The sequence below is a fragment of the Microcystis sp. M_QC_C_20170808_M3Col genome (assembly GCF_007095505.1).
In the GTDB taxonomy this organism is placed as follows: domain Bacteria; phylum Cyanobacteriota; class Cyanobacteriia; order Cyanobacteriales; family Microcystaceae; genus Microcystis.
Map to the genome: position 1 here is coordinate 1 of NZ_SFBY01000011.1, position 22815 is coordinate 22815.

Here is a 22815-nt window from a genome sequence, read left to right on the forward strand (position 1 = left end):
TTGCCGCTCTACGTCAATCAAAAACTGGCAATAATAACCGTCAGCACGTCTAACAACTCTTACCCGTTTAATCTGTTGTTCTGAATAATAAACTAAGGTTTTTTGACTACACCATAAATTAAATTCTCCTGCTTTAAACCCATCGGTAAACTTGATTTTACGTCTATCATCAGATAGCTTATAGCCCGTTAGTTTGTACTCAACCGAACGACTATGCTTTTTGAACCGAGGAAAACCTTTTTTCCCTGGTATCTTAGCATGACAATTCTGATCAAACCGATTAATTGATTGCCAACCTCTATCAGCAGCCGATTGACGAGCTTGAGAGTTTAATTTATTAACCCATGGTGTCTCTTTATTGTTAGCTAGTACCGCACAAAGCTTTTGGAGGTCATTGCGGGTTGTTCCTTTATTTTCTAGCCAATGACGAACACAAAAGTTACGCACAAACTGAGAAGTTTTGATAGCTTCATCAAGCCGGTGATATTGCTCTGGTGTTCCGTTTTTTAGCTTTGCTTCTACGACTAGCATCTAACAATCCTCGACCATTGGCTAAATTAGGTATAACACTAAATCTGGTTATTAAAAACTGATTATTTATTCCCCCTTTTGACTTTTGCCTCTTGCCTTTTGCTTGTCCTTATAAGTAGCCTATACTCAACGGATTTAGTATAACACAGTTTACCCACAGATGGTAGAATTAAACCGATGCTCCGCGGTTGATATTCTGGTCGGATTTCATCCCCCGCAAAGGTGAGTATCTTGTCGAAAAATGTAGCGGGGGCATTCAAAAACATTGTGGGATAATATCTTTAGGCTTTTTTGCCATCAAAAAGTGCTGGCTATTGGCGTAATCGGCCGGAAAATTCAGTTACAGATGAAAATGGGTAAAACCCCACACCCTTGAACAGGTAAAGATGTAAAGATTTAAAACAAAGTTACCCACAGTCATCGGTTTTTTTTGTAAATTTAGATACAGAATTATCAGGGTGATCTGTGTATGTCCTTACTACAATCCCGCACTACTGCCGTTGTTACTTGCCCCCAAGCAAATACATGGGTACAACTAAGAATGCTTCCCTCTCCCTACAGCTTTGATGAAGCGCTACTACTCTGTGAACAGGATCAGGGACGTTGGGTGGCATGGATTCCCGATTTTGGCGAAATTATCTTGATCGAAGGGCAATTTGAGGGATAAACTAACTCTTGCTAACAATTAGAGCAGATAAACAGCGATCGATCACTTGTTTTAATACTAGAGCCGTCCAATCGATATCGGCTGCGCTGGTGTCCCTTCCTAGGGTTAAACGAATTCCCGCTAATGCTTCTCGATCGCTGTAGCCCATAGCTTTTAAAATTGGACTGGGGGAGAGTTTGCCACTATGACAGGCGGATCCAGAACTAATGCCGATTCCTGCTAAATTAAGCTGACGAACTAGCTGTTTTCCCGTGATGTGACTGTCATCGTCTGGACGGACAATAAAGCTGACGTGGTGGGGTAAACGATAGAATCGGTCTCCCGTGGGCAGCAGATAAGGATAATCGGCTAAGAGGTCAAATAATCGATCTCGCAAGGCCATTAAACGCATTTTTTCGCTAATTAAATCTTTTTGGGCTAATTCGGCCGCTAAACCGAAAGCTGCGATCGCTGGTACGGCTTGGGTTCCCGATCGCAGACCTTTTTCCTGACCACCGCCCCGCAGTAATGGTAAAATATCGACACCCGCTCTGATGTATAAAGCTCCCGATCCTTGCATTCCATAAATTTTATGGCTAGAAAGAGATAATAAATCCACCGGCAGTTTCCGCACATCAATCGCGCATCTTGCCGCCACCTGCACCGCGTCGGTGTGAAAAAGAACTCCCCTCTCTGTGGCAATGCTGCCCAATTCTTCAATCGGTTGTAGGGTTCCCACCTCGCTTTGTCCGTAAATAATGGAAATTAAGACCGTATCGCTTTGAATTGCGGCTTTTAGGTCTAAAGGATCGACCCTACCTTGACGATTGACGGGAAGACGAGTAATTTGCCAACCTTGCTGCTCTAATTGTTTACAGGGTTCAGCGATCGCCGAATGTTCCACACTAGAAATAATAATATGACGGGGGCGGTTATACTGTTGAGCAACCCCGATAATCGCTAAATTATCGGCTTCTGTGCCGCCAGAAGTGAAGATAATCTGGTCCGGATTGGCATTAATTAACCCTGCCACCTGTTCTCTGGCCATTTCGATGACTGTCGCCGTATCCTGTCCCCAAGTGTGTAAACTGGAGGGATTGCCCCAATCATGCCGGAGAATAGTGGCAACCCGCTCGATCACTTGGGGATGAGTGGGGGTAGTGGCGCTATAGTCAAGATAAATTTGCATTATTTTACAATCCGGCCGATAAGAAGCAAGGACAAGCAGCTATTTTCAGTTTAGCGGCTTAGGTTTAACACTCGATCGATTGTCGGAGCAGTTAAATCATCCCCTGTTAAAAAACAGAGATGCCGGTAACTTGCATGGGCTTTCTGGCTGGTGTCATTCGGGCGTTTAATCCATTTTAGCCCTTCAATCAGAAAAAGAAGCCATCTGATCAAGCAAATATTGGCTCGTCATAACCTGTTCAACATTTAAATTGGTAACTGATAACTGATAACTGATAGATTAAATCACCGTCCCGTCGGGAATAGTGGCATTTTTGAAAATAACCACGATACCGCTGCGAACATAGAAACCTAAATCTTCGCGATTAGCTTCTTCCACACGATCTTTGTTAACAATTAAAACATTGGCACCAATGCGAGCATTTTTGTCCACAATTGCCCGACGAATAGTCGAATCAGGGCCGATACCCATGGGAACTTTGCCATCTCGGGCGAGACTTTCCCGTTCGGGGAAAGACTCATAAAAGTCCGATCCCATCAGCATTGTATCCTCGATCGAGCAGTCTTTGCCGACTCGACTACGAATACCTAAAATCGAGTGATGGATGCGACATTCTTTGAGAATACAACCTTCAGAAATCATCGATTCTGTCACCGTACAATTGAGCATTTTTGTCGGTGGCAGATAGCGAGAACGGGTATAGATGGGGGCTTTTTCGTCGTAGAAACTAAAGGCGGGATTTGGTTGTTGGGTCAAGGCGAGATTAGACTCATAAAAGGCTTCAATCGTGCCGATATCTTCCCAGTAACCTTTAAATAAATAAGCCTGAAGATTGTAGTCTTTAGCCGCCGAGGGAATAATTTCCTTACCGAAATCGGTCTGTTCTTTATTGGCATCGAGCAGATCGATTAAAACATTCTTTTTAAAGACATAAATTCCCATGGAGGCGATGTAGGGATTTTGACGGGCTTGGTCAGGATTTAAGCCTAAAATCGTCGTATCTACCCGCATTCTTTCCAATTCTGCCCCTTTGGGTTTCTCATAAAAATCGACAATTCGCCCCGAATCATTAATTTTCATCACCCCAAAAGCGGAGGCGCGACGTTCATCGATGGGAACCACCGATAAAGTGATATCGGCGTTGGTTTCCCGATGGCGTTCGATGAACTTGCTGTAGTCCATGCGATAGAGATGATCTCCCGAGAGAATTAGATATTCATCGATATCCCAATCCTTCATCGTCCAGATATATTGTCGTACTGCGTCGGCCGTGCCTTGGAACCATTGAGGATTCTCCATGGTTTGTTGAGCGGCCAAAACTTCCACGAAACCATCACTAAAACCCGTAAAATTATAGGTACGATTGAGGTGACGATTGAGGGAAGCGGAATTAAATTGCGTCAACACATAGATTTTGTCAATCTGGGAGTTAATACAATTGCTGACGGGAATATCGATTAAGCGATATTTTCCCGCTAGGGGGACGGCAGGTTTTGCCCGCAGTTTCGTTAACGGATAAAGGCGAGTTCCAGCCCCGCCACCCAAGATAATAGCTAATACTTTTTTCACGCGCGTAACCCTCGCGATTGGCTGTTTCCTTCTCAAAGTAAGTGTAGGATGATAGCGCACCTTATTGATAGAGGGGAAACAAAAATCTAAATCTAAAAGTCATCAAGAGGGAATTGATCGGAGTCTTTGCGGATAAATTCGCTAAAATCATGAATTTTTGGGCTAAATCATTAATATTCACCTTTTTTATCCCTTTACCGTACCTAATGCCCGCCACGGTGACCGGCGATCGCTGTTCTTGGTTAGCCCAAGGTTCCGATGTACAGACTTTCGGTAAACAAGGCCAAAGCGGGAAAGCTGGCAAGGTCGGCGGCCAAGGCAGAAATAGTGATAGTTTAACCCTCTTTCTCGATAGTTCTCCCCTAAAACTCGATATTTCAGGACAAAAAGGGGTCGATGGTGAAAATGGCAGCAATGGCAGCGATGGCAACTGTAGCGGTCAACCGGGCAATGTAACACGAAATCTCCAGGCGGCCGGTGGTGGCAACGGTGGCAATGGGGGTAATGGTGGTGATGGGGGCAATGGCGGCGCTTTAACCCTCTATGCCACTAATTTAGATTTTTTAAGACAAGTAACGGTCAATGCGGCCGGAGGCGCTGGGGGTTTTGGGGGTCAGGGAGGCCAAGGAGGTAAAGGTTGTCGCTGTTCCCAACCTTTTTGGACAATTCAAACCTGTAGCGGTAGGCCGGGTGATGCCAATTATAGCTGTACCACCAGAGAATTTAGCTGTCAGGATGGTCTCGATGGGGCGACGGGTAATAGTGGTCGTAACGGTCGCGAAGGGCGTTTGGGACAGTTAACTTTAATTCAAATCGATCGCCCTTTAACTGCCGATCAACCGAGCGCAACTGTTCCCCTTTCGGAGTTAAAAGAACGGGGTTATATTCTATCTAAAAATACTTGGGAAACTCGCACCGGGGCAATGTCTTTATTTGCCCCCGGTTCCCTGATCGATGATCAATATCGGATTTTAGTAGATCGATCGGAACGTTCTTTTATTTTAATTTGGAATGCGCCCCAAGAGTTTAACCGGTTTACTAATCAGCGTTTTACTTTAACCCTCGATAATCAAAAGGAACTGAGGGTAACTATCCCCAGTGAACTCTGGATCGAGGGAACCACTCAAAAACGCAATAATGTTACGGAATTTGTCGTTTATAATGCTGTTTTTGAACGAGATGTCACCCAATTAGAAGCAAAAGGTATTACAGGAAATGGTACTGATTTAAGGCTTTTTCTCGAAGATAAAGCTTCCCAATCGAATTTAATCGGCACTAAATTTAAAGTGCGTTATCGCGTCACTCGTTGGCAAGCAGACGACCTACAAACCAGTCCCAGAACCGATTTTGTCACTCGCTACGAAGGAGATATGCCCGCTAATTTGGTCCGACAGGAGGGCAATCAATTTATTCTAGATATCGGTCAATTACCCTTACCTGTGGAATCTTTACGATCGGGTACGGGGGTAGAAATCGAGTTACTGGCTACTCGTTCTTTTGCCGGTTATTCCAAAGAACAAAAAATCGTCATTCGCGACACGATTAAAGGGGCAAATATCCCACGGAGGTAAGTCAAAAAAGCTCCCTTCTCTTTTCTCCAGTGCAGTCTTAACGAGTAATTTAGATAGTCAACTTACCAAAAGGCTTTAAAATATCTTGGGAGGAAGACTGGTTCTTCTGTCGGTTTACCTAGGGAATGTCCCGATAGTTTAGAACCAATGTTAAAGGGAAAGATGGGCAATATTTTAAGTGTGGCGCCGATGATGGATTATACCGATCGCCATTTTCGCTATTTTTGGCGACAAATTAGCCGTCGTCCCCTTCTCTACACGGAAATGATCACGACGATGGCGATTAAACACGGCGATCGCTATAAGTTGCTGGGGTTCTCCCTAGCAGAAAAACCTCTAGCTTTGCAGTTAGGGGGTGATAATCCCTATCTCTTGGCAGAATGCGCTAAAATAGCCGAAGATATGGGTTATGACGAGGTAAATCTCAATGTGGGTTGTCCTAGTTCCAGGGTAAAAGAGGGCAATTTCGGCGCTTGTTTGATGGCTAACCCGGAATTAGTCGCTAGGGGAATATCGGCAATGAATCAAGCTGTATCGATTCCCGTGACTGTAAAACAGAGAATTGGCATTGATCATCAAGATAGTTACGAAAATATGGCGAATTTTGTCCGTATTGTCGCGGATGCGGGTTGTCAACGTTTTACCATCCATGCGCGCAAAGCTTGGTTACAGGGATTAAGTCCCAAGGAAAATCGCACCGTCCCCCCTTTACGTTACGATGATGTTTATCGACTAAAAAATCAGTTTCCCCATTTGTTTATTGAAATTAACGGCGGTATCATTAATTTAGAACAGGCTAGACAACATTTACAATTAGTAGATGCAGTTATGATTGGTCGGGCAGCCTACGATAATCCCTATTTATTTGCCACAGTCGATCGAGATTTTTATGGGGAATCGGTTACTCCTCCTACCCGGGAAGAAGTAATCAAAAAAATGCTTCCCTACATCGATGAGTGGGTGAGTAAAGGTTATAAACTACACCAGATCAGCAAACATCTTCTACAGCTTTTTGCCGGTCAGCCCGGAACTAAGGCCTGGAAGCGTTATATTAGTGAAAATAGCCATTTTCCTGGGGCCGATTCTGGGGTAATCTGGCAAGCTTTACAGCAGGTAAATTCCCTCAATGATCTGGCTAATCTTTCAGCTTCCCATTGATTTATTTTCTTTTCTATGATTACCCAATCCTCAATTACTGCCGGGGTAAAAAATTCAGCTATGGCGGATTTTGTTTATCAACCTCCCCCGGCAGCTATCACAGCTAAACGTATTTTAATTAAACCTAATTTAGGTTATCCTGTGCCTCCCCCAGTAACGGTTAGTCTGCCGGTATTAAGTCAAGTTTTGCGGGGATTGAGGGGGGTAAATCCTGGAGCAGAAATTATCTTGGTAGAGGGAGTTTGTTCGGCTATTTCTTTGAGAGAAATTATCGATATTTTGGGAGTAAAATCTATTCTCGCTCCCGGAATAACTATTCTTGATGCTGATAGTTTACCCCAGCAAGAATATCCGAATCTTTCCCCTTTTCCTGTCCGTTTTCCCTCGATGTTTGCCCCTAAAATTATCGAAGAAGTGGATTGTCGGATCACGATTGGAACCTTAAAACGCACCCATTTAAAGGATAAACCCCTGATTTCTGCTTCTTTAAAAAATCTCTATGGACTCTTTCCCCGTAGTCATTATAAAGCCCGTAGTCCCAACTCGCGAGGGCAATTACATCGCCCCTCCGTACCGCTAATTTTACAGGATGTCTATTTTTGTATCGGTCATCTTTTTGATGGGGCAGTGGTGGACGCTAATCTCAAATATTTTAGTAGCAATTGGCGACCGGATCGAGGAAAATCTATTCCGCTCGGTCAAGTGTTTTGGGGTGATGATATGATTAGCGTGGATCGCAGTGCTTGTCTGTTAGGTGATGAACCTATGCCGAGTTATTTAGAGGCGATCGATTTGCTTCGTTCTCAACTTTTGAACGGAACCAATTAGGGTTTGCTGAAAAAGTTTCTTGGTGGGGTTAGGAGTTAGGATCCAGTCGTCGGGAGGGGAAGTCGGAATAAAAGAATGACCTCACGCAATCCTGTTTAAAAAATATACAGAAGAGTGGGGATCACCGGAGCGGGGTAGGGTTGATTCATGAATCAACCCTACCTTGAATCAACCCTAGGAGCGGAGTAGGGGAACAATCCATAACTGGGTTTTTACGGAAACGAGCGAGGTAGGGTTTGGCATTCTCCAAGATTACCCCATTGTCGAGTGAACTATTCTTTAGGTTGCCCAAAACCCCCCCTTGGTGAGCGGTTATGCGTCTATCCAGATGCTGCCGTCTTCGATGCGAAGGGGATAAACGGGTAAAGCTTGGGGTTGAGAAACTGCCGCCATCGCTTTGTTAACCACAGGAGGCCAGGTAATCCAGTCTTTGACAGCACCACTACAGAGATCAAAAGAACTACGATGCCAGGGACAAACGATCGCGCCGTCCTCGCTAATTTTGCCTTTCGTCATCGATAATTTTAAATGAGGACAAAGATTGCCAACGGCGTGGAATTGACCGTTATTGTTAATCAAGAGAATGGAACTGTCCCCCACTTTTACCACTTGACGGGCGCCGGGGGCAAGGGAATCTACAGATAATACTTTTGTCCAACTCATATTTTTATTTAACCAAGGGAGAGATCGAGAATTGTTTCGGGGTAATTTTGGGCAATAATGTCCTGTTTGGCCCATTGTTGGTAATCTTGCAACAATTGACTCATTAAACGCTGTTTAATCCGCAATAAAACCCCTTTTAAGAGACTATTGCCGGCGATTTCTAACAGTGGACGCGGGGTTAACCATAATGGTGGTGGTAGGGCAACTTTCACCTCAAGATTGGCTTTCCCCGCTAGATAGGTTTGATTATTTTTTTCCACAGGAGCGAGTTTGCCTTTAACATTGAGGCTAAAGCGATCGTTGATATAATCAATACCTTTGATCTGACAGTCTTCTGATTGCAAAAATATCGTCCCCCCAGAAGTGGCCCAGACATTGAGAATAACCGTGGGCTGAAAATAGTACAAATTCAAGAAGTTGAGGGGACGCATTTTCAGTCGAAACCGATTCTCAGACAAGTTTTCTGTTAAGCTAGTCTCAACGATAGCCTGTACTAATCTTTGCGGTTGGCGCAGATAATGCTGAATCGGGATTGTTTGTTCAGCAACAACAATTTCTAGGGATTCGGCAGCGCTAAAAGTTACTTCCATAAGTTGGCTATCTTAAATTTGTCTCCCTTATTGATTTTACCTTGAATGTCAGCTTGAAGGAACCCTCGGTTTCACCTCGGAGATGAAAAGCTGACCAGCATATAAACAGCGAAGCACGGCTAATATTCAATCTTAGTCTTGGTTTTCAACGGGATTAAACTCAGCCCTGCGAGTATTAAAATAATTAGTTTCCACCACCCTTGACAGTTTGTACAGTGATATGATATGGTGAGATCATATCACGTTGGGAAGTTATTTTAGATGTACGGATGCCTTTCTTAAATAGACAGAGCGCCGCTATTGAAATCAAACAGTTCGCCCCTCATATCCCCATTATTGCCTATAGTTTCTTGGCAAAGCTTCCAATAGAAAAAAAATAATCAAACTACAGTTTTTGACCTATACTACCCTAAAGATATATCTTCCCAAGCTCTGATCAAAGCGATCGATGACTTGGGAAAATTAGCACAATCGGACAAATCTCAATTCCGTCGGGTCGGATAGTTAACTAAGTTTTTCTTCAGGAAAAGTTGCTTGAAACTCATCGAGTAATTCATCCAACTCCTCAAGAGCTTGATTAACATCTAATCTCAGACCCCCAATGTCGGGTTTATCGCGCAATTGCAGTAAATAATCCCGTTTATTGGCCATTTGTTGCACTTTATCGATCAAGCTGGTTTTATCCATAATTCACCCTCTGGTACTGACTGCGATTATATATCAGTCAGCCCATATCAGTGAACAGTGATCGGTGAACAGTGAACAGTCAGTGATCACTGGTAACTAGAGCTCCCGCAAAAATCAAAAATCTTCTCTTGGGTGAGCAGACAGTAAACTCCGAGACAGGAGGAGAAAAAAGACAAGAGACAGCTAACTGATAACTGATAACTGATAACTGACTTTCCTATGTCCCCTCTCAATTCTCACCGCACAGAAATAACTACCGTTGCCGATCCTATTTATCTAGAAATCTTTAAAAATCTCTATCAATTTATTGCCGAAGAAATGGGGATTACTCTCCAAAATACGGCAGCAAGTGTCAATATTAAAGAGCGCCTAGACTTCTCCTGTGCTATCTTTGATGAGATGGGAAATTTAATCGCTAATGCTCCTCATATTCCCGTCCATTTAGGCTCCATGGCCGATAGCGTTAAAAGCTTAATTCAGGATAAAGGTGAGACGATTCGTCCAGGGAATGTTTATCTGGCTAATAATCCTTATAATGGCGGTACTCACCTGCCAGATGTCACAGTAATTAGTCCTATTTTTGACCGCCAAAATCAGGAAATATTATTTTATCTTGCCTCCCGGGGACATCAAGCTGATATCGGTGGAATTACCCCCGGTTCTATGCCTCCCCATTCTGTTCATATTAGCGAAGAAGGAATTTTATTCGATAATTTTTTGCTGGTAGCGGCGGGACAGTTTCGGGAACAAGAATTAATTAATCACTTAACTAATAGTCCTTTTCCCGCACGCAATATCGCCCAAAATATTGCCGATTTTCAAGCACAAATAGCCGCTAATGCCAAGGGGGAAAGAGAATTACATAATCTGGTTGATCGCTACGGATTAGCTATGGTTAAAGCCTATCAACAGTTTGTTCAAGATAATGCGGAATTAGCGGTTAGAAAAGCTATATCTGTCCTGAAAGATGGTGAATTTACTTATTATCTGGATAACGGTGCTGTCATCAAGGTCAGAATTAGCATAGATATTGATAATTGTCAAGCAACCATTGATTTTACTGGCACATCTGACCAGTTAAATAATAACTTTAATGCACCCCTAGCAGTGACAAGAGCGGCGGTTTTATACGTTTTTCGTACCCTTGTGGAGGAGGCAATTCCTTTAAATGCTGGCTGTTTCAAACCCCTCCATTTAATTATCCCGTCTGGCTGTTTTCTTAATCCCGTTTATCCGGCGGCCGTGGTAGCTGGAAATGTGGAAACTTCCCAGGCAATAGTTAATGCTTTATACGGTGCTTTAGGCATTCAAGCAGCCAGCCAAGGGACGATGAATAATTTCACTTTTGGCAATCAAGAATATCAATATTATGAGACTATTTGTGGCGGTTCCGGTGCGGGGGCAAATTTTGCGGGAACCGCTGCCGTGCAAACCCAGATGACTAATTCCCGTCTCACCGATCCAGAAGTATTAGAAATGCGCTATCCTGTGTTAGTAGAAAGTTTTAGCATTCGCCCCGATAGTGGCGGCAGGGGACAATATTATGGAGGTGATGGTGTGATTAGAAGAATTAAATTTCAAGAGGCTATGACCGCCAATATTCTGTCGAGTAATCGCCTGATTCCCCCCTTTGGACTGGCGGGAGGAAAAGCTGGTAAAATAGGACGTAATGCCGTGGAAAGAAACGATGGAACTATCGAAGAATTGCCCGGTACTGCGACTGTAGAAATGAACCTTGGTGATATTTTTATTATTGAAACCCCCGGCGGTGGTGGCTATGGAAATTGCTGAACGATAACTTTAATTAAGTACCTAAGCAAAATTAATTACACATATCTAACTACCTTTTGCCTATCCTAACCAAAAAGTTAATTTTGTCCTATTACTTATTAATTCATGACAATTATCTTAGCGATCGAAACCAGTTGCGATGAAACAGCTGTGGCTATTGTTAACAATAACCTGGTGTTGAGTAGTGTGATTTCTTCTCAAATTGATCTCCATCGTCTCTATGGCGGTGTTGTGCCGGAAATGGCCTCTCGACAACACCTAGAAACCATTAATTTTTGTCTAGAAAAAGCTTGGCAAGAAACGGGGTTAAATTGGTCAAAAATTGATGGAATAGCCGCCACAGTTGCTCCCGGTTTAGTAGGTGCTTTAATGGTGGGAATGACGGCGGCCAAAACCCTGGCTATTGTCCACGATAAACCCTTTATCGGCATTCATCATCTCGAAGGTCATATCTATGCTTCCTATCTCGCTGAATCTGATCTTAAACCTCCTTTTTTATCTCTTTTAGTCTCTGGGGGTCATACCAGTTTAATCCATGTGCAGGCCTGCGGAAAATATCAACAATTAGGAACCACTAGAGATGATGCAGCCGGAGAAGCTTTTGATAAAGTGGCACGATTATTAAACTTAAGTTATCCCGGTGGTCCGATAATCGATCGCATGGCCAAAGATGGTAATCCGCAAGCTTTTCCCTTTCCTGAAGGTAAAATATCTTTACCAACCGGCGGTTTTCATGCCTACGATTCCAGTTTTAGTGGTTTAAAAACTGCTGTTTTGCGCTTAGTAGAGAAATTCGAGCCAGATAATTTACCTGTAGCTGATATAGCCGCTAGTTTTCAAGATACGGTAGCCAGAAGTTTAACCCGTAGGACAATCAATTGTGCCTTAGATTATGGCTTAAAAACTATCGCAATCGGTGGAGGAGTGGCGGCCAATAGTGCCTTAAGAAATCATCTGGAAACTGCCGCCAAAAATCATCATTTAACTGTCTATTTTCCGCCGCTTAAACTCTGTACCGATAACGCCGCTATGATTGCTCGCGCTGCTGTTGATCATTATGATCTTGGTCATTTTTCTGACCTTTCCCTCGGTGTTCGTTCCCGTTTACCTTTAAGCGAAGTTATGCAATTATATAATACGTCAGATTCAGCCGTCAGTATTCAGAATTGAGGAGATTGCTTTTATCTATTCTCCCCATCTCCTGTCTCCTGTCTCCTGTCTCCTGTCTCCTGTCTCGACTAGGAAATTAATTTTCCACGACTACTTAAAATGTTTGGCTTTTTAAATCTCAATAAACCCCCCGATTGGACTTCTCACGATTGCGTGGCCAAAGTCCGAAAAATTCTTAAGACAAAACGAGTCGGTCATGGGGGAACTTTAGATCCTATGGCTACGGGAGTTTTACCGATCGCCGTCGGGGCTGCCACCCGATTACTGGCCTATTTACCCGAAAATAAGGCTTATCGGGCAAAAATCCAGTTAGGACTCAGCACCGATACCGATGATATTACGGGAAAAGCGATCGCTGCTTGTCCCTGTGCCGATTTAACTTTAGAGGCAGTTAAGCCCCATTTAGCGGAATTTATCGGCAATATTGCCCAGATTCCGCCGATGTATAGTGCTATTCACAAGGATGGTCGTCGTCTCTACGAATTGGCGCGCAAAGGGGAAATAATCGCAGTGGAGCCTCGTCAGGTCAAAATTGACCAAATTACGGTTTTAGACTGGTTAGAGGGCGAATTTCCGCAAATAGAGCTAGATATTCACTGTGGATCGGGGACTTATATTCGTTCCCTGGCCAGAGATTTGGGGAAGGTGTTAGCTGTGGGTGGCACTTTAGCCAGTCTAACTCGCACGGAAAGCTGTGGTTTTCAGTTGGCCGATAGTATTAATCTGGAAGCTTTAATGGCTAATTCCGAGGGTTTAATTTCGCCTCGCATTGCCTTGGCACATCTAGACTGGATTTCTTTCACACCAGAGAGAGTTATCGATTGGTTTCACGGCAGAAAAATTAATCTCACCGATACAAATGTTATACTCGGTTCTCTGGTTGCTGTGGAGTCTTTAGAAGCTGAATTTCTCGGCATTGGTGAGATAGTTGTTATAGAAGATGAATACTACCTACAGCCTAAAATAGTTATTCAGCAATAGGGTTAATAATAAACACTTTTTCTAGATATTAAGTATGCTTATCTGGACAAACTAAGCTTTTTTATACCAAATCCGTTTTTAATAGTATGATTAACTCCCAATCGATCTTTAAAAACCCAGTTATGGATTGTTTCCCCCCACTTCCCACTTCCCACTTCCCACTTCCCACTCTCCTATACCTTTTAAACAGGATTTAGTATTATTAACAGTATAAACCCACTGATTATGATTTTTTCTGGCCAGGATTTTTTTAGAAGCGACCAAAGATTTTAGACAAAGATTGAGCATAGAAACGGGACGATTTAAGCGATTGCTCAATTCTTGAACTGTGATTCCTTGGGGATAAACTTGCATAAGTTCAAAAATTTGTGCGCTAGTATTTAGTCCTTTTGTCGGACTAATAATCTTGATAGCCAAGGCTAGTAATCGGGAGAAACAACAGGCTATTAGACCATTGTTTGTCGCTGCTTTGTTCCGCTCGATCTAGCCTTTTTTTCGATAAGTTATTAGGGTTTAAAGTGCTAATAAAGTCTTGACGGAAATAGAGATTAATTTGTTCCCATAATCTCTTGAATAGCGGATAAAAGGCGATCAATCTCCCCATCAGTCCCGATCGAAATCCGCACATAATTCTGAATGCGAGGATGTTTAAAGTATCGCACTAATATCTGACGCTCTTTGAGTTGATTATATAACTCACTGGCACTAATCTGGGGGGGAGAAGCGAGGATAAAATTAGCTTCCGAGTCAAAAACAATAAATCCCAACTCGCGCAGAGAAGTAATTAAACGGCCGCGTGTTTGACGGACTTTTTGCCAAACTTCCTCAAAATAATTATGGTGTTTTAAAGCTGCTGTGGCTAAAGTTTGAGCGATGCGATCTAAATTATAGGAATCACGCACCTTATCCATCTGTTCGATAATGGCCCTGGAAGCAAAACCGAAACCGACTCTTAACCCCGCTAAACTATAACTTTTCGACATAGTGCGACTAATAATGACATTATCGTAACGGGAGAGAAAATCGAGATGATTGTCATCACTAAAATCCACATAAGCTTCATCAATTAATACCAATCCCGAGGCATTAGCACAGGTTGCTTCTAAATAGTCGCGATCAAGATGTTTACCGACGGGAGGATTAGGAGAAGCGAGAAAAATTAATTTCGCTTCTGGACAAATAATCGGTCCTTCCAATGCAAATTTATCATTAGTGGGAAATTCGATAATATTTGCCCCGTGTACCCGGGCAATTGTCTCGTAAAGGGAATAGGTTAAATCCAAAAAAGCGACGCTTTCGCAAGGGTTAACAAAAGTTCGCAGGGCGATATTAAGGATATCATCGGAGCCATTACCCGCGATTATCTGATCGGCTGTTATGCCGTATAATTCCGCCGCCGTTTGCCGTAACTCTTTGGAGATAGGATCGGGATAGAGTCGGACTTTCTCTAATTGCTCTGGCAGGTGGGCAAAAATTTCCGCCAGTGGGGGATAGGGATTCTCATTGGTGTTAAGTTTGGTAAATCCCGCAGTTTGGGGCTGTTCTCCCGGAGTGTAGGCGGGGGTTTGACGAACACAATCGCGTGTAGGTAGCATGAACTCTCTGGGGCGGCAATTTCTAGCAAGCTTTTTATTATAGCTGATTATCAGGGGTTGAAATAGGTTCAACCCCTACCGGTAAAACTAATTAAGGTTCTACCCAACGGCCATCGGCTTTAATTAAATTAATCAACTCGCTTACACCTTCATTTTCGGGGACGCGTTTAATTTCCTCGCGACCGCGATAAAGGGAGATATAACCGGCCTGTTTCCCTACATAACCATAGTCTGCGTCGGCCATTTCTCCCGGTCCGTTGACAATACAACCCATAACGGCGATATCGAGTCCGGTGAGGTGTTGAGTCGCTGCGCGCACTTGCTGCAGGACATCTTCTAAATTAAAAAGAGTGCGACCACAGGAAGGACAGGCAACGTATTCGACCATAGTTTTCCGCAGTCCCAGGGCCTGGAGAATGCTGTAACAGACGGGAATTTCCTTTTCGGGAGCTTCCGTCAGAGAAACGCGAATCGTATCACCAATACCATCCGCTAAGAGAGTGGCAATCCCGGCAGTGGATTTAATTCGTCCGTATTCCCCATCTCCTGCCTCAGTAACACCCAAATGCAGGGGATAATCCATACCTAACTCGTCCATGCGCTTAACCATGAGACGATAGGCGGCTACCATAACTGGCACGCGGGAAGCTTTTAGGGAAATGACCAGATTGCGAAAATCGAGGGATTCGCAGATGCGGATAAATTCTAAAGCCGACTGTACCATTCCTTCGGGGGTGTCGCCGTAGGTAAAGAGCATTCTTTCGGCTAGAGAACCGTGGTTAACGCCGATTCGCATCGCTTTACCTTGATCTCGCAGGGAAACTACCAAAGGTTTCAGGGTTTCGGCAATTTTTTCGCCAATTTCATCAAATTCTGCTTGACTATACTCGCCGCGGTCGGCTTTCGGTTTCTCGAAAACGTACAAACCGGGGTTAATTCGCACTTTATCGACGTGCTTGGCCACTTCTAGGGCGATTTTCATACCGTTGTGATGCACATCGGCTACTAACGGCACGGGTTGATAGGTGGCCAGCAGTTTTTCCCTAATTTTAGCCAAAGCGGTGGCGTGGGCCAGACTCGGCACGGTGACGCGGACAATTTCACAACCGACTTCATGGAGGCGACGGATACCGGCCACGGAACCATCTATATCAAGGGTATCCTCGTTAATCATCGACTGCACGACCACGGGATGACCACCACCGATGGTAACGCTACCTACCTTGACGGGACGGGTTTTGCGTCGGTGAATCGTGGTGTCGAATTCGGAGGCAGTTGCGGGAGGTTTGAGCGTCGATTCCAAGGTTTGCATAGGACTATCACCAACAATCACTCTCCCTATTCTCTCAAAGAACAGGAACAGATTCTAGCCACTCTAATAAAATTGGATTAAAACGGTCGGGACATTCATCCTGTAAACAATGACCGGCCTGTTCAAATTCTACATATTTAATCCTAGGATTAAGGGAGACAAAACCCTGGGCTAACTGGACGGGAACCATCCGATCTTGCTTTCCCCAACACAATAAAATCGGGATTTCTAAGCGTGGTAAAATTAACTTTGCTGGTGGACAATATTCGGGATGATTGACAGCTTGTGCTAGGGAAATAAAGGCCTCGGCTGCCCCCTCATCTAGGGTTGGGGCGGCGATAATTTGTACTAATTCCTCGCTAACTGCTTTCTTGTCTTCGTAGGCGATTCCTGCCCATTTTTTCAAGACTTGCGGACGACGCAGATAGTAAAAAATCGGTTTTAATAGCCAAGGAGAAGTGAAAAATTTTTCCATAGGAGTGACGATATTTAATAACCAATCGGCGATCATTTCCCGCCGACGGCTGACATCGGGTAAACTGAGCATAACTAATCCGGCTACCATTTCCGGATATTTACCCGCTAGGGCCATACTAACTAAAGAACCGATCGAATTGCCCACTAATACCACGGGTCTGTTAATAACAGTTTGCCAGAAATCGTGTATTTGTTCCACCCAGAGATTAACGGTATAGGGAACCTGTACTTTGCGCGAACCACCAAAACCTAATAAATCTACTGCGTAAACTCGATGATTTTGGCTGAGAATAGGAATATTATGGCGCCAATGTTCGATCGCCGCTCCAAATCCATGCAGTAAAATTAAAGGGGGATTATCGGCATCTTGGGGGTTTTTTGCCGGCATAAAACTATAACGAATTTGCCAACCGCGCCACACCCAATCCCGTTGATAACCGATGCGTTCTGTCCAAGCTGGTGAAGTTGTCACTTAAGTCAAACAATTAAGAGGTTTTCAGGAAATATTACCCTGGTTTTATTATACTGGTTTCCCCGTCCCTGACCTGCGGCTGAATAACATTTTTGTACTACTTTTCCCAAATATATTTAGAGCTTGCTGAATAAATCTAAAAACCTTGTTGGATAAGACTTTTAGACCTTTTTGAAATCCAAAAGTGCCTCGTCTGGGAGTGTTCAGGGGGAAAATTCCGGGACTTTTTCCCTGAAAATTAGGTAATTGAGCCCCTCAAAATCGGTAAAACCCCACACCCCACACCCTACCCCCACCGAAAAACTTTTTGCCGCAAACCCTATTTAAACCTAGGGTTGATCTAGCCTATGCTAAAAAGAGGGGGATTAAAATCAATCGCTCCTAGACTTTAATTGAAAATTTAGGATATTGCACCGATGGGCAATCTATTTGATGATGTCAGTCGCTTTCTTGAAACCCAACTGGAAGAATTTCTCAGAAGTCATCCCCAGTTAGAATTACAGGCGCTGGTGGAACAACTGCGCGAACAGGAGCGCGATACTGCTAAACTGATTAGCGCCCTAGAAAATGAGCGTCAACGTCTCGAACAGCAAATTTTGGCCACTGCCCAAGATATCCAAACTTGGCACGCTAGAATCGATAAGGCTAAGGCCGCTGGACGGCAGGACTTGGTTCAGGCTGCTAGTGAACGCGAGGCGGCCCTATTTCGTCAGGGTAATCAACTTTGGGGACGGATGGAAGGGGTGAAAAAACGTCTGAGTCAATCCCAAGAGTTACTGCAACAAGTCCAACAACGTCGTCAAGAAGTGCAAATTAAAGCCGAAAAATCCCCTAAAAATCAGTCCCGTGACTGGGAAACCACTTTTTGGGATCAACCCCAAGAATCGGACTATCAGCGCTCGAACTACGATAATCTCGATCTAAAATTTAAAGAATGGGAAATGGAAGAAGAATTGAAAAAATTAAAGCGAGAAATGGGACGATAACTATTGTTATTAGGGGAACTAGGGAAGTGGGGAAGTGGGGAAGTGGGGAAGTGGGGAAGTGGGGAAGTGGGGGAATTTCAACTAAAACCCTAAAACCCTAAAACCCTAAAACCCCAACACCCCAACACCCCAACCCCCAACCCCCAACCCCCAACCCCCATCCCCCATCCCCCAGAATTGTTCCTCTTAGAAAACGATGGCATCTCAAGCACAAAATCCTGAAAATCAACCCTCCTCTACCCTCGAAGAAATCCGGGCCGCTCGTTTAGAAAAAGTGGCAGGATTGCAAAAAGCTGGCGTAAATCCCTACGCTTACCAGTGGAAATCTACCGCTCACGCTCAACAATTACAACAGCAGTACGCTGACTTAGCACCGGGGGAAGAAATTAGCGTCGAAGTAGCCATTGCTGGTCGGATTATTGCCCGAAGAATTATGGGTAAACTAGCCTTTTTTAACCTGCAAGATGAAACGGGAACGATTCAATTATACCTCGATAAAAAACGCATTATTGAAACCATGGCCGCCGTGCCGAATGCCTTTAACACGGTGATTAAACTGACCGATACGGGCGATATTTTAGGAGCAAAAGGCACAATTAAACGCACAGAACGCGGCGAATTATCTATCTATGTAAACGAGTACGAAATTCTCACCAAATCCCTCTTACCTCTACCAGATAAATGGCACGGTTTAACCGATGTAGAAAAACGTTATCGACAAAGATATGTGGATTTAATTGTTAATCCAGAAGTGCGACAAACTTTTCGCCGTCGCGCCCAAATTACCGCTGCCATTCGCAGATATTTAGACCAAGAAGGTTTTATTGAAATTGAAACTCCCGTGCTACAAAGTGAAGCGGGAGGAGCCGATGCTAGACCGTTTATCACCTATCATAATACGCTGGAGATGGAGTTATATCTCCGCATTGCCACCGAGTTACATCTAAAAAGATTAATAGTGGGTGGTTTTGAAAAAGTCTTCGAGTTAGGCAGAATTTTTCGCAATGAAGGGGTTTCTACTAAACACAACCCTGAGTTTACTTCCATCGAAATCTATCAGGCCTACGCCGATTATTATGACATGATGGAGTTAACCGAAAACATTATTGTTAAGGCCGCACAAGATGTTTTAGGTACGCTGAAAATCAGCTATCAAGACACGGAAATTGACCTAACTCCCCCTTGGCGACGAGTGACTATGCACGAATTAGTCCAAGAAATAACTGGGGTTGACTTTAATAGTTTTGATGATTTCGATTCGGCTCGTATTGCCGCAGAAAATGCCTGCATTGGCGTTCCAGAGGACTGTAAAACCATCGGTAAGCTCCTAAATGAAGCTTTTGAACAAAAAGTCGAAGAAACCCTAATACAGCCCACTTTTGTGCTAGATTTCCCCGTGGAAATTTCGCCTTTAGCTAAACCCCATCGCTCAAAAACTGACCTCGTAGAAAGATTTGAATTATATGTGGTTGGACGGGAATTAGCTAATAGTTTTTCTGAGTTAACCGATCCCATCGATCAACGGCAAAGATTAGAAGCACAGGCACTCAAAAAAGCGGCCGGCGATTTGGAGGCCCAAGGCGTTGATGAGGACTTTTTAACCGCTTTAGAATACGGAATGCCCCCCACGGGAGGCCTAGGAATTGGCATCGATCGCCTGATCATGTTATTAACCGATTCTGCCAGTATTCGCGATGTGATTGCTTTCCCCTTATTAAAAAGTCAAAGTACAGCGATTAAATCTTTTGACTACGATCAGGAAAAAAAAATTCTGAAAGTGGAATTTAATCACGGTGGTATCTATCTTTATCATGATCTACCTTTGGCAGTATATAAAGATTTTCAGTCTGCACCATCGAAAGGACAGTTTTTTGTCGGACAAATTCGCGATAAATACAGTTTTGATAAGGAATTGTAAAAGTTAGGACTACTTCAGTTATCAGTTATCAGTTATCAGTCATAATTCATAATTCATAATTCCTTTTTACCTTTGACTTCCTGCCAAGTGTTACCGACTCCCTGTAAAACCCCGCGAATTACTAACCCAATACCGCGACCGATAACTTGGATAAGAATATAGACTACTCCCTTACCCACCACCCGAAAAAAAGCGCGTAAACGCGGAGATAAAGAGTCTCTTAATTCTAAGGCGATCGAAACTAACCAGGGTATGCCTGTTAAACTGTTTAATTCTTCCTGTCGGGGGGAATAAATGGCTAGAGATTTGATTTGTCCCTCGCTATAGTGAAATAATTGATATTGACTTTCAAAGATATCTTTGGGTTCTTGCCAATATTTTTTCCGTCGGTATTTCCAAGATAATTCATTGCGGATTTTAGCTAATTTTCTGGCGATGAGAAATTCTGAACGGTAAAGTTTTTGTTTGACTCTTTCCGATTCCGAGAAGTTATTGAGAATAATTACTGTCACTGCATTGGCAATATTATGAATGAGATTTTGCAGCAGAATTTCGGCTCTGGCGATGGTTTCAGGAGCATTAGCCCGGTATTCTACTCCGTCAATAGTTAAGCTATTTTCGTACAATAAATAGGAAAATAAGTCAAAAGTAAAAGGAATTTTATTGAGGATTTCTGTTTGAATTGCCTCTCTTTCTTCCAGAATAATTTCGTTAAGCCTACTTTTACTAATTTCGTCAGAAACCGAGGCATTAATTTCTAAAAATTTACGGGTAACTTTCTCCCAGATATCGTAAATAATCAGATTTAAGCGACTGGTTAATTCCCCGCTGCTAATCTGTAAATATCTCATTTCATCGACGTTTTTGCGAATTTCATCGAGACCTAAATACAATAGTTCCCGTTGCCGATTATCCTGTAAAACATCAATTTCAAAACTTATCTTGGTTCTATTAATTAAAGGCGATCGAATGACCGCTAAAGTCGACTCAAAAACTGCCGAAACACAGAGGGGACGCTCGCGGCTTAAAATTGGTAATTCCCGATCGATATTGTTAATTATTACCGGGGGTGTCACTGAAGCTGAATTGTAATAGCTCCCTTCGAGAGGAATTAGTTTTCTCACTAGCCATAGAGCCGCTAAAAGTTCTCGTTTTCTTCCCTGCCAGTAAAAGCGATCAAAGCCGGATAAAGACTGTTGATTGAGGTGGAGATCAATTAAATGTAATTCACTTTCGATGCGATTTAATCCCGTTTTTCCAGCAGTGATTAACCAATGGCTAGGGGCTAAACTTGGACGAGTAGCAATGGTGAGAGGGGAAGGGGCGACATCGTGGGTTTCATCCCGGGAAATTTGCCCTAAAATAGTGATAAATTGCTCTAGGTTTGTGCCTTTGGGAATATAACCGGCTATGCCTAATTCTCTGGCGATTAGTTGCTGTCTGGAATCGAGAGGAAAGGTTAATAAAACAATTTTACTTTCGGGATAGCGAGAGTGGAGAATTTCACAGTAAGACCAATCAAAAAGAGGATCGATAAGGATAATTTCGGGGGCCGGATTAAGAGTCAAAGCGAAAATTGTTTCTAAATCCCCTTCGGTGACGATAGTAATATTTTCTATCTGCGACAAGGCCTGCACCAGACCCAAGCGAAAAATCGGGTCATTATCGATGATAATTAGGGTGAGAGGGCGATCGATCACAAGAGTTGCCGTCTGTCAACGGAGACTATTCACAGGGGCAATTATACAGTTATCTGGCTCATTTGTTTTGTTTATAGCCATAAAAATCGATGCGATAATCGGTAATTTTTACCCCTGTCGATTCCTCGATCTGTTTAATTAATTCCGGGGGAAGTTCGATATGCACATCGATTATTTGTTGACTGTCCAGACAATTGACGTGACTGTGGGAATCGCTGATGTTACCGTAGAGTCTGCCGTCCCAGCGTTCCACACATTCGATAATGCCCTGACCGGATAGGGCCTCTAGGTTTTGGTACACTGAGGTATGACCGATGTTCTTTCCTTGCAGATTGAGACGATCGTAAATTTCTCGCGCTGATAGGTGTTCCCGCGCTTGCCATAGCAATTCTAAAATATAGCGACGCTGACGACTAACCCGCATTCCTAATGTTTGACACCTTTCGATCGCATCTTCTAAACACCGGATCGGTTTTTGTTTTACCTCCACATTGTCCATAGTTGTTTCCCTTGACTTCCGCCCTAATACATACTCATTACCAGTTTAGCTTAGTCTTTCGATCGATGTCCACATTGTCCCAGTTTTTAGCCCATCTTCATCTGGCGTTGCTGATTTGAGATCTGAATCTTCTCTTGTGGGATTTTTAAAACCTAGACCCAAACTAATAGTAGGTTGATTCATGAATCAACCTACTATTAGGGGTTGGGGAGCAAGGGGGTAGGAGAGGGGATTAGGATGCCTGCCACGAATAAAGAAAATTGGTATAACTTTTGGACAGGATGCACAGTTGGCACTCATCCCTTGATTCAGCAACGCCAGAAACCATTTAACTTATGGTTCTTCGGTTTGTCTTATGCAATGGACGGAGGTTATAAGGAATGAAACCCTTATAGAGACAGACGTTGCTGCAATTTTTGTCAATTGTTTTTGATCTAGAGCGAACTAATTAATTAAATCTTTTGCCAGATAAGGATTTAGTC

General features: G+C 43.4%; 20 protein-coding genes and 1 pseudogene. 9 read left to right on the forward strand and 12 right to left on the reverse strand.

The genetic code is table 11. The features are described from left to right. Nucleotides 1-531, reverse strand: a 531-nt coding sequence (locus EWV84_RS00335; RefSeq protein ID WP_502705755.1) for an RNA-guided endonuclease InsQ/TnpB family protein, incomplete at its 3' end; no start/stop codon positions are given. 469 nt (nucleotides 532-1000) lie between these two features. Between EWV84_RS00335 and EWV84_RS00340 the strand changes: the two genes are divergently transcribed. Then, the gene (locus EWV84_RS00340; protein WP_286824346.1) at nucleotides 1001-1198 is read left to right on the forward strand and encodes a hypothetical protein; all 198 of its coding nucleotides are present in this window, start codon (nucleotides 1001-1003) and stop codon (nucleotides 1196-1198) included. A 1-nt stretch (nucleotide 1199) separates the two neighbouring features. Here the strand turns inward: EWV84_RS00340 and EWV84_RS00345 are convergent, their stop codons facing one another. Both EWV84_RS00345 and EWV84_RS00350 read right to left on the reverse strand, forming a co-directional pair. Beyond that, entirely contained in the window at nucleotides 1200-2366 is a 1167-nt protein-coding gene (locus tag EWV84_RS00345; RefSeq protein WP_287075639.1) for a cysteine desulfurase family protein, read from the reverse strand. A 279-nt stretch (nucleotides 2367-2645) separates the two neighbouring features. Further along, entirely contained in the window at nucleotides 2646-3935 is a 1290-nt protein-coding gene (locus tag EWV84_RS00350; RefSeq protein WP_287075640.1) for a glucose-1-phosphate adenylyltransferase, read from the reverse strand. A gap of 206 nt (nucleotides 3936-4141) precedes the next feature. Between EWV84_RS00350 and EWV84_RS00355 the strand changes: the two genes are divergently transcribed. The 3 genes from EWV84_RS00355 to EWV84_RS00365 all read left to right on the forward strand — a co-directional run bounded on the left by EWV84_RS00355 (nucleotide 4142) and on the right by EWV84_RS00365 (nucleotide 7492). Further along, the gene (locus tag EWV84_RS00355; protein ID WP_287075668.1) at nucleotides 4142-5506 is read left to right on the forward strand and encodes a collagen-like protein; all 1365 of its coding nucleotides are present in this window, start codon (nucleotides 4142-4144) and stop codon (nucleotides 5504-5506) included. A gap of 162 nt (nucleotides 5507-5668) precedes the next feature. After that, a complete protein-coding gene (gene dusA / locus EWV84_RS00360) occupies nucleotides 5669-6664 on the forward strand; it encodes a tRNA dihydrouridine(20/20a) synthase DusA (protein WP_061432805.1) in 996 nt (331 codons plus the stop codon). Nucleotides 6665-6679: 15 nt separating this feature from the next. Continuing rightward, the gene (locus tag EWV84_RS00365) at nucleotides 6680-7492 is read left to right on the forward strand and encodes a DUF362 domain-containing protein (RefSeq protein WP_287075642.1); all 813 of its coding nucleotides are present in this window, start codon (nucleotides 6680-6682) and stop codon (nucleotides 7490-7492) included. Between the two features lie 312 nt (nucleotides 7493-7804). On the opposite strand, the gene EWV84_RS00370 is transcribed toward EWV84_RS00365, so the two are convergent. From EWV84_RS00370 to EWV84_RS00385, 3 genes are all read right to left on the reverse strand, one after another. Then, complete coding sequence (locus EWV84_RS00370; RefSeq protein WP_287075644.1) at nucleotides 7805-8155, reverse strand: Rieske (2Fe-2S) protein; 351 nt, start codon at nucleotides 8153-8155, stop codon at nucleotides 7805-7807. Nucleotides 8156-8163: 8 nt separating this feature from the next. After that, nucleotides 8164-8745 (reverse strand): DUF1997 domain-containing protein, encoded by a 582-nt coding sequence (locus EWV84_RS00375; RefSeq protein WP_286826578.1) that lies wholly within the window; start codon nucleotides 8743-8745, stop codon nucleotides 8164-8166. Nucleotides 8746-9249: 504 nt separating this feature from the next. After that, the gene (locus EWV84_RS00385) at nucleotides 9250-9432 is read right to left on the reverse strand and encodes a hypothetical protein (protein WP_002763844.1); all 183 of its coding nucleotides are present in this window, start codon (nucleotides 9430-9432) and stop codon (nucleotides 9250-9252) included. Nucleotides 9433-9651: 219 nt separating this feature from the next. Between EWV84_RS00385 and EWV84_RS00390 the strand changes: the two genes are divergently transcribed. The 3 genes from EWV84_RS00390 to truB all read left to right on the forward strand — a co-directional run bounded on the left by EWV84_RS00390 (nucleotide 9652) and on the right by truB (nucleotide 13374). Next, nucleotides 9652-11223: a hydantoinase B/oxoprolinase family protein gene (locus tag EWV84_RS00390; protein WP_287075647.1), complete on the forward strand. Its 1572-nt coding sequence runs from the start codon at nucleotides 9652-9654 to the stop codon at nucleotides 11221-11223. A gap of 105 nt (nucleotides 11224-11328) precedes the next feature. Further along, complete coding sequence (gene tsaD / locus EWV84_RS00395; protein ID WP_287075649.1) at nucleotides 11329-12393, forward strand: tRNA (adenosine(37)-N6)-threonylcarbamoyltransferase complex transferase subunit TsaD; 1065 nt, start codon at nucleotides 11329-11331, stop codon at nucleotides 12391-12393. A gap of 99 nt (nucleotides 12394-12492) precedes the next feature. After that, on the forward strand, nucleotides 12493-13374 hold the full coding sequence (truB, locus tag EWV84_RS00400) for a tRNA pseudouridine(55) synthase TruB (RefSeq protein ID WP_286826584.1): 882 nt from the start codon (nucleotides 12493-12495) through the stop codon (nucleotides 13372-13374). A 186-nt stretch (nucleotides 13375-13560) separates the two neighbouring features. On the opposite strand, the pseudogene EWV84_RS00405 reads toward truB, so the two are convergent. From EWV84_RS00405 to EWV84_RS00420, 4 genes and pseudogenes are all read right to left on the reverse strand, one after another. Then, nucleotides 13561-13821 (reverse strand): annotated as a pseudogene (locus EWV84_RS00405) (winged helix-turn-helix domain-containing protein); the annotation flags it as partial. Nucleotides 13822-13922: 101 nt separating this feature from the next. Then, nucleotides 13923-14969, reverse strand: a complete 1047-nt coding sequence (hisC, locus tag EWV84_RS00410; protein WP_286826586.1) for a histidinol-phosphate transaminase — start codon at nucleotides 14967-14969, stop codon at nucleotides 13923-13925. A 91-nt stretch (nucleotides 14970-15060) separates the two neighbouring features. Next, nucleotides 15061-16281 carry a (E)-4-hydroxy-3-methylbut-2-enyl-diphosphate synthase gene (ispG, locus tag EWV84_RS00415; RefSeq protein WP_286826587.1) on the reverse strand — a complete coding sequence of 407 codons (1221 nt, stop codon included), beginning with the start codon at nucleotides 16279-16281 and terminating at the stop codon, nucleotides 15061-15063. A 34-nt stretch (nucleotides 16282-16315) separates the two neighbouring features. Then, nucleotides 16316-17230: an alpha/beta fold hydrolase gene (locus tag EWV84_RS00420; RefSeq protein WP_287075658.1), complete on the reverse strand. Its 915-nt coding sequence runs from the start codon at nucleotides 17228-17230 to the stop codon at nucleotides 16316-16318. Between the two features lie 416 nt (nucleotides 17231-17646). On the opposite strand from EWV84_RS00420, the gene EWV84_RS00425 reads away from it, so the two are divergent. Beyond that, nucleotides 17647-18216, forward strand: coding sequence for a TIGR04376 family protein (locus EWV84_RS00425; protein ID WP_287075660.1), 570 nt, complete (start codon nucleotides 17647-17649; stop codon nucleotides 18214-18216). Between the two features lie 196 nt (nucleotides 18217-18412). Beyond that, nucleotides 18413-20134: a lysine--tRNA ligase gene (gene lysS / locus EWV84_RS00430; RefSeq protein ID WP_287075662.1), complete on the forward strand. Its 1722-nt coding sequence runs from the start codon at nucleotides 18413-18415 to the stop codon at nucleotides 20132-20134. Nucleotides 20135-20187: 53 nt separating this feature from the next. Here lysS and EWV84_RS00435 read toward each other — a convergent pair whose 3' ends face one another. Both EWV84_RS00435 and EWV84_RS00440 read right to left on the reverse strand, forming a co-directional pair. Beyond that, nucleotides 20188-21834: a DUF3685 domain-containing protein gene (locus tag EWV84_RS00435; RefSeq protein ID WP_287075664.1), complete on the reverse strand. Its 1647-nt coding sequence runs from the start codon at nucleotides 21832-21834 to the stop codon at nucleotides 20188-20190. A gap of 58 nt (nucleotides 21835-21892) precedes the next feature. After that, nucleotides 21893-22333, reverse strand: a complete 441-nt coding sequence (locus tag EWV84_RS00440) for a Fur family transcriptional regulator (protein WP_287075666.1) — start codon at nucleotides 22331-22333, stop codon at nucleotides 21893-21895. Between the last annotated feature and the right edge of the window lie 482 nt (nucleotides 22334-22815).